General features: G+C 47.4%; 11 protein-coding genes and 2 tRNA genes. 9 read left to right on the top strand and 4 right to left on the bottom strand.

Annotated features, from left to right (window positions below; genetic code table 11):
• Positions 1-12: 12 nt before the first annotated feature.
• The 5 genes from P2W70_RS28815 (at position 13) to P2W70_RS28795 (ending at position 7,590) form a co-directional block, all read left to right on the top strand.
• Positions 13-1,212: a serine hydrolase domain-containing protein gene (locus P2W70_RS28815; protein ID WP_276485039.1), complete on the top strand. Its 1,200-nt coding sequence runs from the start codon at positions 13-15 to the stop codon at positions 1,210-1,212.
• 123 nt (positions 1,213-1,335) lie between these two features.
• Complete coding sequence (locus P2W70_RS28810; RefSeq protein WP_276485038.1) at positions 1,336-1,659, top strand: hypothetical protein; 324 nt, start codon at positions 1,336-1,338, stop codon at positions 1,657-1,659.
• Positions 1,660-1,806: 147 nt separating this feature from the next.
• Positions 1,807-2,454, top strand: coding sequence for a carbonic anhydrase family protein (locus P2W70_RS28805; protein WP_276485037.1), 648 nt, complete (start codon positions 1,807-1,809; stop codon positions 2,452-2,454).
• Positions 2,455-2,680: 226 nt separating this feature from the next.
• Complete coding sequence (locus P2W70_RS28800; RefSeq protein ID WP_276485036.1) at positions 2,681-5,080, top strand: tetratricopeptide repeat-containing sensor histidine kinase; 2,400 nt, start codon at positions 2,681-2,683, stop codon at positions 5,078-5,080.
• A 122-nt stretch (positions 5,081-5,202) separates the two neighbouring features.
• Positions 5,203-7,590 (top strand): hypothetical protein, encoded by a 2,388-nt coding sequence (locus P2W70_RS28795; protein WP_276485035.1) that lies wholly within the window; start codon positions 5,203-5,205, stop codon positions 7,588-7,590.
• A gap of 116 nt (positions 7,591-7,706) precedes the next feature.
• Here P2W70_RS28795 and P2W70_RS28790 read toward each other — a convergent pair.
• Positions 7,707-7,780, bottom strand: a tRNA-Pro gene (locus P2W70_RS28790).
• Positions 7,781-7,872: 92 nt separating this feature from the next.
• Positions 7,873-7,963: transfer RNA gene (locus tag P2W70_RS28785), tRNA-Ser, on the bottom strand.
• Between the two features lie 467 nt (positions 7,964-8,430).
• Here P2W70_RS28785 and P2W70_RS28780 point away from each other — a divergent pair.
• Positions 8,431-9,192, top strand: a complete 762-nt coding sequence (locus P2W70_RS28780; protein WP_276485034.1) for a superoxide dismutase — start codon at positions 8,431-8,433, stop codon at positions 9,190-9,192.
• Between the two features lie 404 nt (positions 9,193-9,596).
• Entirely contained in the window at positions 9,597-10,427 is an 831-nt protein-coding gene (locus P2W70_RS28775) for a hypothetical protein (RefSeq protein WP_276485033.1), read from the top strand.
• An 80-nt stretch (positions 10,428-10,507) separates the two neighbouring features.
• Here P2W70_RS28775 and P2W70_RS28770 read toward each other — a convergent pair whose 3' ends face one another.
• Positions 10,508-10,894 (bottom strand): hypothetical protein, encoded by a 387-nt coding sequence (locus tag P2W70_RS28770; protein WP_276485032.1) that lies wholly within the window; start codon positions 10,892-10,894, stop codon positions 10,508-10,510.
• A 522-nt stretch (positions 10,895-11,416) separates the two neighbouring features.
• On the opposite strand from P2W70_RS28770, the gene P2W70_RS28765 reads away from it, so the two are divergent.
• Complete coding sequence (locus P2W70_RS28765; protein WP_276485031.1) at positions 11,417-12,184, top strand: TerC family protein; 768 nt, start codon at positions 11,417-11,419, stop codon at positions 12,182-12,184.
• A 183-nt stretch (positions 12,185-12,367) separates the two neighbouring features.
• Here the strand turns inward: P2W70_RS28765 and P2W70_RS28760 are convergent, their stop codons facing one another.
• Entirely contained in the window at positions 12,368-12,775 is a 408-nt protein-coding gene (locus P2W70_RS28760; protein ID WP_276485030.1) for a hypothetical protein, read from the bottom strand.
• Between the two features lie 750 nt (positions 12,776-13,525).
• Here P2W70_RS28760 and P2W70_RS28755 point away from each other — a divergent pair.
• Positions 13,526-13,654: a hypothetical protein gene (locus P2W70_RS28755; protein ID WP_276485029.1), complete on the top strand. Its 129-nt coding sequence runs from the start codon at positions 13,526-13,528 to the stop codon at positions 13,652-13,654.
• Positions 13,655-13,758 lie beyond the last annotated feature (104 nt).

Here is a 13,758-nt window from a genome sequence, read left to right as displayed (position 1 = left end):
CGTCTAATACTCATGATGAAATCGCTTTCTCTTACCTGCCTGCTGATGATGGGTGTTGCCGCCTTGGCCCAGCAGCGAACGAAACCCTATTTTCCGCCCCGGGACCGTTGGGCGCATCGTTTGCCACAAAACCTCGGGCTGGACCCGGTAAAGATCGATTCTGCCATAGCATTTGCCAAGCGTTATGAATCGAAGCAGCCCCGGAATATGGTGGCGGCGCAACGGCAGTCATTTGGGCGGGAGCCTTTCAGTGAGCCGGTAGGTGCCTTGGAAGACCGGGCAGATCCCAGCGGACTTATTATTTACAAAGGATATGTGGTCGCAGAATGGGGCAATCCCTGGCGGGTCGATATAACCCATAGTGTTACCAAGAGTTTTCTATCTACCGTGGTAGGATTAGCGGTGGATCGGGGATTGATTCGAAGTGTAAATGACACAGTAGCTAACTATATACCGCCGATCGAAGTGTTTCATCCGGGCGGCGCTACGGAAGTGATCACGCCTTTTGCCTCGGCTCACAACCGCATGCTCACCTGGGAGGTGATGCTACGGCAAACGAGTGACTGGGAAGGTACGTTATGGGGCAAGCCCGACTGGGCCGATCGTCCGCAGGGCGATAGCAGCACCTGGCGTACCCGGGCACGCAACAATCCTGGTACGGTCTATAAATACAACGATGTACGGGTAAATGCGTTAGCACTGGCTGCTACGCAGGTATGGCGGCAGCCGCTGCCCCAGGTACTAAAAACCCAGATCATGGAGCCGATCGGCGCTTCCACTACCTGGCGCTGGATGGGCTACAACAATTCCTGGATCGTGCTCGATGGTGTTCCGGTACAATCCGTGAGTGGCGGTGGGCACTGGGGCGGTGGCATGTACATACATGCCTATGACATGGCCCGTTTTGGCTTGTTGACCTTACACCGGGGCAAGTGGGAGGGCAAGCAGCTATTATCGGAACAATGGGTGAAACAGGCATTGACGCCGACTGCCGCCAACAACACGTATGGTTATATGAACTGGTTCCTGAATACCGACCATAAGATGGCCGCCAAGGCACCGGTCACCTCCTTTATACATGTCGGCAATGGTACCAATATTATTTATGTCGATCCGGAACACGAGTTGGTAGCCGTGGTGCGGTGGATAGAGAACAGGAATATGGGAGAAATGATCGGCAAGATATTAGAAGCGCTGCCGGCTCAGAAATAGATGAATGCATTATACCTTCCTCAATTAGATTTATTTGTAATTCACTGATATTCACTCTTCCTAATATATATTTAACAGGCTGCTGGCGCGTTTATTTCGGCTTTTGTCTATATTCGCAAGGACATGCAAAGCCTTGTTAAAATATTGACCGCAATTTGTTTCCTGCTGTTGCTGGGGGTGAACTTCTACCGCCTGACGACACCCGTGAAAACGAAGCTGGCCGATATTGAATCTGCGCTTTGTGCCGAAACGGAAACAGAAGCGGTGAAACACCTGATCGATGAAGATCCTTCTTTCATGGAGGAATACGACCTGAGTCACTGGACCGGAGATCAATTTAAGCCATCGGGTAAGATCAGCTTTTATGTTCATCGCACGGACAATCTTCCCTGGCAACATGGCGATGATCTGTTATTACCTCCCGAGCTTTCCACTCATTTGCTGTAACCAGCCTGTTCTTATTGACCAGTTGCGACAAGCGTAACCGGCTATCCCCTACATTTTTGAATCAATATGCCCAACCCTGGTCTTTACACGACTGCGGTATTGAGCTGTTATTTTATACATCCCAAAAACAAACAAAAAACTTCGATCATGAGGACACATAATAAAGAAACGCAGTCAACGACGACTCCTGAAATGGCCCTGGAATTCCTGAAGGAAGGCAATAAACGCTTTATCAGCAACCTGAAATACAACCGTGATCTGCTACAGCAGGTAAACGAAACCAAAGAGGGGCAATGGCCTTTCGCGGTGATCCTGAGTTGTATCGATAGCCGTACTTCTGCTGAGCTGGTATTCGACCAGGGGCTGGGTGATGTATTCAGCGTACGTATTGCCGGCAACGTGGTGAACGACGACATCGTGGGCAGCATGGAGTTTGCCTGTAAAGTGGCTGGTTCCAAGCTCATCGTGGTGTTGGGACACAGCAAATGCGGCGCTATCAAGGGAGCCTGCAACCATGTAGAACTTGGTAACCTGACCGGATTGCTCAAAAAGGTGCAGCCTGCGATCGACAAAGTCAGTGAAGAGGGTAAGGAGGGATCCGGTCCTGAGTTTGTAGAGGCAGTAGCCCATGCCAATACCCAGATCTCCCTCGAAGAGATCCTGGAGCGCAGCCCCATTCTCCGTGAAATGTATGAAAATGGTGAGATTGGCCTGGCGGCCGCTTTTTACCAGGTGGAAACTGGTGAAGTGAAATTTGAAAAAGAGAAGATCCGTAAACCTGAGCCTGTCGCTTAGTTAGATAATTATATTATAAGTGTTCTGGCCTGTCGTTCATTCGGCGGGCCAGTTTGCTTTTCAGCAGGCCGGTTGGGTTGGCTGACTCGCCGGTTGGGTTGCTCTCAGTGGTCCGCTGTACGAGGTTAGGTATCAAAAAAGCGCAAACTGGTAACGGTACGGTGAGGGGCCTATTTTACGGCTTGCCTAATTGACTAACTTTAACCTGTTGCCGAAACCAACCAAAATGAAAAAGCTTGCGCTATTGATAGCTGTTGTCTTTCATTGCTCCATAGGCTATGGGCAGTATTTGCCTGGAGAAATTTGGATAGGTCAGGAACGGATACCTGCCTTGCTGACCGAATTACAGCATAACCGTACAGATGGCCGAAAGGTCGCCACCCTATTGCAGCTTGGCTATGCCTATCTATATAAAGATGGACAGACCCAGCGTGATCTTGACAGTGCATTGGTCTTCGGTCGGTTACTGGGTGAAGTCGGCACCCGCCTTCATAGTGAGACCGTGGTGCAGCAAGCCATGTTGCTGAGAGGTATGATCCATGTGGAACAGGAAGATTTTTCATCGGCCGAGAAATTACTGCCGGTAATGAATGATACCACCAGGCTTAAGCTATTGTTGTGTCTGACGATCTTCAATTGCCATAGGTCAGCTTCTTTCCCTACAAGCCGAAAAATCCTGGACTCTGCAATAGCCTATAGTGAGGTTGCCCAGCGATTGGCACGCAAAACAAAAGCACAGTGGAATGGAACCGTATTGGCCCTGGAGCAAATTGCTAACCAGTACAAAGGACGACACCAGCCGGCACTTGCAGAAAAATATTATTTCCTGGCACTTACGTATGATGATGGGCAGGGGTATACTTCCCGGACAAGGGTATTGTGTGATGCAAGCCAATTATATGCTGGCGAAGGTAATTATTACAAAGCCATGGACTTTGCCATACAAGCGGAGAAAACGCTGCAGGCAAACAGCCGTGATGAGGATGTTGCCTTGGTCTACTTCTGTTTGAATGTCCTAAACGGCCGTCAGGAAAAGCACGACAAGGTGGTCTATTACGGCGGGAAACTGCTCGCTGATCCGTTTCGATTTGCTAAGACTGTTAGTATGTATGCAGTGGCCATCAATTACTGTTATAGCCTGCAGATGCTTGGGCGAACGGTGGAAGTGTGGCCGGCGCTACAATCGCTGCAACGAAAATTGCCTATGCAGTCGGATATCGATCGAAGTTTTTTTCATTTGGCACAGGCCCGTGTGCATGGTGAAATGAAGCAGTACCGGGAGGCTGAATTGAATTATCAGCAATCTATTCATTTCGCCGAATTGAATAATATGCCGCATGGCAAGGTGTATCATTACCTGGGCAAACTCTACTATGACTGGGGGAATATTAAAAAGGCCGTTGAATTTCTGCGTAAAGCGCAATCCATGTTGGGTGTCGAAAATAATTCCGTGATCGCCAATAACCTACAGTACCTGGCCAATGCGGAAGCCGCGATTGGGCAATATGAACAAGCGTACCAATTGTTGTCAAAAAGCAAAACGCTCTCCGACTCTTTGTTTACGGTGGGTAAGGCCCGGCTCGCGGAAGAGCTGGAGACGCAATACCAAACCAGTAAAAAGGAAGCTGAACTGCGTGCCCAGAAAGAAAATATTCTGATCCTCCACCACAACGCCGAGAGAATGGAACAGGAAGCGCAGATCCGGGAGGCCAAGTTGACAGAGACATCGCTGCTTAGCCAAAAAAATCAAATTGCCTTGCAACTCAAAGCCCGGGAATTTGAAATCCTCGAGAAAAACTCTCTGGAGCAAAAGGCGAATATCGACAGAGATAAAGCACGCCGGAAAGTTACGCTGCTTGTCATCGCCCTTTTATTGGTGATCGTTGCTTTGCTCTGCTGGTTGTTCTGGACCAAACTGAGGTCGAACAAAGTTATTTCCGATAAGAATGCCCTCTTGCAGCAACTTGTGAAAGATAAGAGTTGGCTATTGAAGGAAATGCATCACCGCGTTAAAAACAACCTGCATACGATTGTCAGTTTATTGGAGTCGCAATCCACCCACCTGCAGGATGATGCTTTGGAGGCAATACAGCATTCCCAATCACGTATCTTTTCGATGTCACTCATTCACCAAAAGCTTTACCAGACAGACGATAACAAGACGATTGATATGGCCGACTATATACCTGAACTGGTAGACCATCTGAAAGAGTGCTTTAGCCAGTACCGTTCCGTTCGTATTGATTTGGACATCGACCACACGGCCTTCAATGTAGAAGAAGCGGTACCCCTGGGCCTGATCATCAACGAGGCGGTAACCAATTCCATGAAATACGCATTCGGAGACCACTTGGGAAAGATCAGCATTTGCCTGAAAGCGACCGATGATGATGTGTATGAGCTGGTGATGGCGGATAATGGCAGAGGACTTCACCATGATTTTGATTTTACCAATTCTACTACCCTGGGTTTTCAGTTGATAAAGGGATTGACCGAGCAGATCAAAGCCCACCTTCAAATTGTCAATGAAAATGGGTTGAAGATCATCATTTCGGGTATATCAGCCTATCGCACCATGAAGGTGAGGGCTATGGAGCAGGAAGTGAAAGAGCAGGTCGCGCTGTAAGCCGCTGCGGTGGCCTTATTGGTAAAGTCCTGGTTGGGATTTCTCTGCAGGTTATGGGGATTTTATCCGCTTTTGCTGTAGGTTGACCGGGAATGACGTAAATTAGGGAATAAGCCAGCCATATGCGTTATGCGCGCCTTCTATCCTGCTTGTTCTTGTTCTTTTCCCTATCGGTCCGTGCTCAGGATATCGATGCCATCGTAGCCAGTATTGAAAAGAAATTGCCTTTGAGTGACACCGCGCGCGGTGTAGCCGACCTGTATCTTCATACTGATAAATCTGTCTATGCCCATACAGATGATATCTGGTTTACTGCCTACCTGTTACATAGTGCCGATATAAGCCGCTACCATACTTTGTACATAGCACTCGTCAACGATATGACGCAGCAACCTGTCTGTTCGGGCAGGTATGTGTTGCAGCAAGGGCTGGGTAGTGGCAATATGCCTGTGCCAGATTCCCTGCAAGCAGGTGAATACAGTCTTATTGCGTATACCAATCGTTTTTTAGAGGCTGATCAACTGCCTGTTTTCCGGCAACCCATCACCTTATTAGGGGCCGGTAAACCTCCTTACGGGATCAGGTTTTCGGTAAAGCCTTCGCAGGCCAATGATTCACTGCGCCTCCTGGGACGAATTACCACAGCAAAAGGCGGGTTGGCGGGCAACACCAGTTGCCGGTATTTTCTGTATGCTGACGGGCAGCTTATCGGACAATCAACTGGTAAAACCGATGCTTTTGGAGAATTTCCGGTCAGTGTGTCCACTTCTCATGCGGGAGGTGTATTGGAGATCAGGGGGCAGGTAGGCGGGCCAGACAAGTGGATGCCTTTTAAACAAGTGGTGCAATGGGAGGCACCGGAATGGCTAGCCCGCTATTATCCTGAAGGTGGTCAATTGGTCAGCAGCGTAAAGACGCGTATGACGGTGCAGGTGCACAATAGGAATTACCACACATTGGCGACGCGGCTGGTGTTGTTGGAAAACGGAGACAGTGTTGCCAGCTTTCAGACTGATCGTACAGGTATAGGGGCCTTCGTATTTACACCAGTGGCGGGTAGGGAGTATACATTACGCATGCCAGGCGATGCAGTACTACATGGATCGTTTCCTGCGATACAACGATCGGGCTATGGACTGCACGTACGCAACCCTATAGTGAAAGACAGCCTGTTGATGGAGGTCATGGTGCCAGCACCCGGTAAGCAATGTCTGTTGGTCGCGCACGACCAGCGGAGTTTGTTGTTTAATATGATGGTGGCATTGCCTGCCGGTAGAGGTTTGGTAAAATTGCCGGTAGCCGACTGGCCGCAAGGGCTTATCAACCTGGTGATGTACGATGAACAGGGAACCTGGCAACAAGCCTGCAGGGTAGTAGTGCTGCCACGCGATCATATGATTGCCAACGTTATAACCGATTCCAGTCAATACCGTACGCAATCTATAGTGACGGCAAGGATTTCCTTAAAAGATCAACAGGGGCGACCGGTAAAAGGTGCTTTTTCCTTCTCGGTGGCCGCTGCCAAAACGCTTGGTAGTCAGCCGGTCGATATTGTGCAGTATGATGGTATTGGGCGGCATATCGGGCAACCGCCCTCGTGGGCTTTTTCTGACATGCCACCCGGACGATTGGAAACAGTGCTGCCTATGCTGGCAGGTCATGTTCCGGATGCTTTCCGGGATATAGTTCCTGCCGGACCTTTGCGTGGTGGAGCTGTTGTGTATACGGGACGCAAGTTGAAAAAGCCAGCTCAGTTGCTACTGGCCGGCGAGTCGACCATCATCCTTTCAACCGACGAGGCTGGTCGCTTTGATCTGCCGGCAGCTGCCTTGCGGGGACAGGCACAGAGAAAGTTATTGTTGTCGCTGGTATCGAAAACGCCTATAGGGTATGAAGTGCTGCTCGATAGTACGGAGAAACTAGTAAACGAGCAGCTTGCGCAACGGTACTATCCGTTGAACGGATTGCAAGCCGATGAATTGTCCTGGGAAGAAAAGGATCAGTTGCGGGCGGCGCCAGGAAAACTATTGGAGGAGGTGGTGATTACGAGAACGGTAAACCGGGATGAATATGTGTCGAAGATGAACGATAATGGTGTGTGCGATGACTATGTGTGCCGTCTTGGTTTTTTGAATTGCCCGATACACCCCAAAGGTGCAGAAGGAACGCGGTTGCCGGTAGAAGGAGAACGATATGCTGTAGAAGGGGCGTTGGGTACCAGGTCTGTCATTTATCATTGTGCTTACCCGGGGCGACCTAAGCATATACAGTCCATCAATGCTACCTGGTATCCGGAGGTGTTTTATGATCTGGATGTAACCGCTGATAATCCGCCCGAGTTACTTCATAGAACGACGCTTTATTGGGCGCCCTTGTTGTTGACGGATGATCAGGGCCAGGCTGAAGTATCATTTCATACCAATCTTGTTACCGGCACTTTTCAATGTATGGTGCAGGGTATTACTGATACGGGGGTGTTTCAGGGTAAGGTGTGGTTTACAGTAAGGTGAATTGCTATTGAGTTTCGCCATTAGCCAACCTGATCCGTAAAGGCTGCGTTGGCGTACAAGAGCTGCATGCTCTGAAAAAACAAAACCCGCAGCTTTCGCTGCGGGTTTTTTATCAGTCGGGAAGACAGGATTCGAACCTGCGACCCCCTGGTCCCAAACCAGGTGCGCTACCGGCCTGCGCTACTTCCCGAGTCGACTGCTTCAACAATGCATTGGGCAATCTATTTTCTTTGCCGGTGTTCAGGCGTTTTACTTCCTGAAGGTTGCTTCTGCAACCGGGAGCGGAGAGGGAGGGATTCGAACCCTCGATACAAGTTTAAGCTCGTATAACGGTTTAGCAAACCGGCCCTTTCGGCCACTCAGGCACCTCTCCGTTTTTTCGGGAGGGCAAAAATAAGAGTAAAAATTCAAATAGCAAATTCAAAAACAAGAACTTGAAAATTAATTTTTTATGTGCCCTGTATTTTGTCACGGTCATTTGCCGGATACGTAGTGCCGACGGCTATTTCCCAGCCTTTCCGGTTTACGCAGATGGGAAATTTTTATCGGTGGCTGACCTGGTATGGGGTAGGCGTCTGAACCTGGTTTGCGTATAAACAGGCACTCTTTGCCTGATGATCAAGCTATTCGGGCATTGGCTGCAACGAGCCACTGCGGCCTATCTGCCTTGATTATATTGCTTTCTAGCTGATCGATTGCGTTGCACATGGTTCCGTCAAAAGGAGCGCCGTGCCTGATAATCAGGTATTAAAATTGCATGAACAGCCGGGAAAAAAAGATTGGCCCATTCCACAATCATTGTAATATTGTTCCATCAAATATAAAACACACACCTATACTATGGCAAACACCACTAATAACCGTCGGGAGTTCCTGAAACAAACAGGAAAGGCCGGACTGGCAGCTGCTTTTGCATTGCCAGTGCTCGATTCACTGGCTGCCGGTTGCAATCAGGCCCCTGCCGTAACTGCCGGCGCTTCTACGCCGTATGAACAGCAACCGCTGCCGTACGCCTACAATGCCCTGGAGCCCTCTATCGACGCCATGACGATGGAGATCCATTACACCAAACATGCGGCAGCTTACGCCAAGGCTCTTGGCGAAGCGGTTACTGCCGAAAAGGTCGATACCAAAGTGACTTCGCTGGAGACTTTACTGGCAGGTGTATCCAAATATTCTCCTAAAATGCGTAACAACGCCGGTGGGCATTATAACCACGAGTTATTCTGGAAAACGCTCAAGGCGCCCGTAGATGGGGCTAAGCCTTCGGGTAAGTTGTTGTCTGCTATCGAGAAAGACTTCAACTCATTCGATGCCTTCAAAACACAATTCTCCGACGCTGCCAAAGGACGTTTCGGTAGTGGATGGGCCTGGTTAATAGCGAACAATGACAAGAAACTGTCTATCGTTTCCACGCCCAACCAGGATAATCCGCTGATGGACGTCGCGGAAGTTAAAGGATTTCCGATCCTCGGGCTCGACGTATGGGAGCATGCTTATTACCTGAAATACCAGAATCGTCGTCCTGACTATATTACGGCCTGGTTCAACGCTGTAAACTGGGATTTCGTGGGTAAACGTGCCGCTACAGTTATCGGATAATACCGCACCAAACAGTATCGCTATACAACCGAAAGGGCAGCCATTACAGCTGCCCTTTCACCTTTTATCGACCTACCTCCTTCGGGTCGGCTTACACCAATCTGCTTATTTTCATTATAGGTTTCCACTTAGTGTTGTTGGCGACATCTTAACATAGATCAAAATAAATATACTTTTAACATTGAAATGTTGAGAATGGGGCGAAATCTCGTTAAACTTGTTCCGCAATTCTGATTAGTCCCAAAGGCGTAACAACAGTAGCACCACACTTCCCCTGACCGACAACCAATGCGTCGAACTCCGTACAAGTTGAAGACATACCCGAAGTTTTAGGCTGAATCGATTGGCTGACCGTGCGTAGGCATGGCTGATAAGATATTGACATTCCATTAAACCTTAGCTATATGTCCATTCACCTTACCTATGTCTTGTACATTAACCTTGTCTGTATGGGAGCTGTTACCAGCCATCCCGCTCCATCTGTTGCGAATGATCCCATTCCAGTTTCAGCAACAATACTTTCTCCCAAAGGCATCAACTCCTTGAGTCTGGGCGAATGGTCCAGGCATAAGGAGTTGATCCTTGCAAAACGGGATAGTCTTTCCTACGCCATCCTCGACCGGGCCAAGTGTAAAAGCGATAAAGCGCAACAGGATCTGGCTGTTCTTCAAGCAAGATTTGACAAGTTAGAAAAGGTCATTGCCCAGATCGGCATACTGGAAAACAGCGATGTTGAGTATGTGCTGAAAGGAACCAGCAATGACGTGGGCTCTACCTCCTGGGATGTTCATAAAAAGTGCATCATACTTTCTGTAGGCTCTACTGCCAACTTTATTCACGAACTGATGCATGGCTGGCAATATGAAACCGGTGAGATCATGTTTGATGCCCGCTTCAATAAGTGTTATCTGCAAGACCTTGAAGATGAAGTGGAGGCCTATAGAGCGCAGTACGCGTTTGATCCAGGTTCGGTGACCAACCTACCTGCGGCCTCTACCCTCCGATCTATGCGCGGCATTACCCCTGTATGGGTATCGGGCCTTACCAATAAAGATGGGGAGAAAACCTATGCAGAACATGGACGGGTACGGGTCAATGTCAATTCTTCCAAAGCGATGCTGATGTTGGCCTATCCTCAACTGCAACAACAATTTATTACCTGGCAGGAAACATGGACCATGAAGAACGTTCCTGACATGATCTATAAACAGCATCCTGTAGCTGATTTTGATTGAGCAGGTACAAAAAAAAGTACACCGGTGCAGTCCGGTGTACTCAAACACATAAACGAAAACTAACTGTAGCTGAAAACTAATTACTTAACCTTGTTCACAACAGTTTCCTCAACAATGCTGCGGTTTCTGTTGATCTGGTATACTTCAGACTTATCGTTCTTCTTTGACTTTACTTCTACATTCAGCACATTGTCACCAATTTCTTCCGTGTTCAACATGAACTTTTTGGAGATGTTGCTACCTTTTACTTTGGCAGCATACAGTACGTTGCCAAACTCATCACGGAAGGTGATTGCGTATTCGTCTTCAGTGGCATTGTTCAGGTTCAGTTGGAAAACGGGTTGGTTCTCGTAGTGGCCGATGAATTTCAGCTCTATAGTTGATGTTGCGGGAGTCTTTTCGCCATTGGCCAGGGTTGTAGTTGAAAGGGCTACAAATGCGATCAGCAGGATTGCGATGTTCTTCATGATTTTCATACTCTTTATATTATTTTGTTTTTTACGAAATGGTTCAGCAGGCCTGGCAATCGGTTGGAATCGTCGGCGCCATTTCCAGGCTGCCTGCCCCTTCTGGGGACTTATTGTCTACCGCTTTAGTGTTCTTTTGTTCTGAAGGGGCGGTGTTTTGTAATTCCCTTCGTTCATGATGCAAACTTACAGCGGGATTTACCGCTCCACAACACAACAAAAGGCTGATTTCAGCATGCTAAACGCGTGAGGGAAATGTTAAAATGTAGACTGGTACTGCGTTTCAGGTTTTTGGAGCCATGATGCCCAAGCCGTTTTTGGCCCCAAATATTATTTAAATTGCAGGCCGATTTCCCGCAGGAGGCACTTGCAGGGAGGGCTGTAAAAACAGCCCAAGCCGGCTCGCAACGGAATCTATCGGTAAAAATTCAGCGGGATGTTATAGTTTTGAACGCCCCAAACTGTCCGTAGGGTGGGTGATTTTTAAGGTTTTAAGGAAGTTTACATAAACAAGCGTACATCATGAATGAAATGATCCAGGAGATACTCAACAATCCGTGGGCTGCGTTGGCGGTCGTTGGGAATCTCATTGTTATTGAAAGTCTGTTATCTGTGGATAATGCTGCCGTGCTCGCTACGATGGTCATGGATCTGCCAAAGGAGCAAAGGAGCCGGGCGCTGCGTTATGGGATCATTGGTGCCTATGTGTTTCGTGGTATTTGTTTACTGCTGGCGGCCTATATCATTAAGATCTGGTGGTTGAAACCACTTGGTGGTTTATACTTATTGTACCTGGTATGGGATTGGTGGAAGAGTAAAAAAACGATCGAGGAAGAAGATGATACGTTAGACAAAAAAAGTAATTGGTTGTATCGGGTAACAGTAGGTGCGCTTGGTAATTTCTGGGCAACAGTAGCCCTGGTAGAGATCATGGATCTGGCTTTCTCTATCGATAATGTTTTTGCCGCAGTTGCTTTCTCCGACAATATCATCCTGATCTGGTTGGGCGTATTCATCGGTATACTTGCCATGCGCTTTGTGGCGCAGGGATTTGTTAAGCTCATGGAGAAGTTTGCTTTTCTCGAGACGGCAGCCTTTATTGTCATTGCCATCCTAGGTCTCAAGTTGATGTTATCGCTTTATGAACATTTTCAGCCGGATACCACCTTCAGTAAGTTTCTGGGAAGTCATGCGGCCGATTGGGGGGTATCTATCCTGACTATTTCCATCTTTGTGGTCCCCATTTTTTATACTACATTGTTTGGCAAGAAAAAGCAAACTGACGTTTAAAAGCAGCTTAATTGATCGGACTATATAAGAGAAAAGGGGCACCGCAATATGGCAGTGACCCTTTTCTTTTGTGTATGTAGTGATAACATCATTTCAAAGCCAGCTCAAACATCCCCATCGTAAAAAGAAAAGGGAGCATCATTGCTGATACTCCCTGTTTCAAGAAGGTAAGCGGCCTGTAAACTATTTTATCTTGCTGACAACTGTTTCTTCTACGTAGCTGCGGTTTCTGTTGATCTTGTACACTTCGCTTTGAGCGTTCTTCTTAGATCTTACTTCCACATTCAATACATTGTCACCGATCTCTTCTACATTCAGCATAAATTTCTTGGAGATCGTTGTGCCTTTTACTTTAGTGCTGTACAGTACGTTGCCGAAGTCATCGCGGAAAGTAATGGTAAACTCATCTTCTTCTTTGTTGGTCAGGTTCAGTTGGAAAACCGGTTGGTTTTCGTAGTGACCAATGAACTTCAGTTCTATAGCGGCAGCTACTTTTTCTTTTTCGTTGTTAGCCAGTGTGGTGTTTGTAAAGGCTACAGTAAAAGCCACCAGGGCGATCGCCATCATTCCATAATTTCTCAGCGTTTTCATAATAGTATGTTTAAAAGTTTTTAAATACAGTTTTTGAGAAAATCTTCGTATGGATGGGCAACCGGGCAGGCAATTGAAGGCAGAAAAGAAGGAGGAGTTTCTCCGGAGATGAACGCCTGATCTGCGTTCTCTTTATTTCATGATGCAAACATAAACCGGGAATTCACGCCCCCAAAACCAAAAAAAGCCTGGTTTCCCTATCGTAAAGCTTCGATAGGCTTTGTGAAACGCAAGTCCAGCAAGGGTTTAGCTAATAAATTGCCATGATGTCCAACGCTCAAAAAAGGTAAAAAAAGAGTTTAAAAGTATCTATCCCGTATGGTTTTCTTAACAATTTGGACATATTAGCGGCAATTTGGGGGCAGGGTAGGGCAGAATAGTGGTATTGTTAATTATTTAATATGCCAAGCGGGGAGCAGGTTCGTAAAAATACGATTGTGACTGTGGAAAAATTGGGGTTAACCCCTTGCACATCTCAATAGCGGTATTTTACGTGTCAATTTCCCAGTTTAAGAAAGCCTGAATGCCTTATCCAATGGGGTTATGCGTAATTATACCCATCCTGAAATAAATTCCCAAAACGATACAATTTTATCGGCATCGGAAAAGTTATAGGTGTTATATATAGGTGAATTATGAATGTTTGAGGGGATATTTTGAATTCCCCGAAACAGATATAATTTTACACGCAAAGCATCAATCCAATATCGATCCTAAAAACCGTATACTAAACTTTTTAAAACCAATATCATGACCCTAACCCCTACACTATCCAGGCCTTTTCTGCCTTTTGTTTACCGGGTGTTATTAAGCTGTCTCGAAGAGAGTACGCAACACAATGGCGACACAGCCAACAGTGCGGCGGCTATTCAACGTTGACAGGGGTTACACCGTGCATTTTACTTTTCCCTGTAATCAATAACCTAATCATTACTTACCGGTGTCACCGGTAACGATCATCGTATCTATAGTGCTTTGAAGCA

Source organism: Paraflavitalea pollutisoli, assembly GCF_029360705.1.
GTDB classification, from domain to species: Bacteria; Bacteroidota; Bacteroidia; order Chitinophagales; family Chitinophagaceae; genus Paraflavitalea; species Paraflavitalea pollutisoli.
The sequence above is the reverse complement of the archived record's forward strand: the minus strand, read 5'-3'. Positions and strand labels throughout refer to the sequence as shown.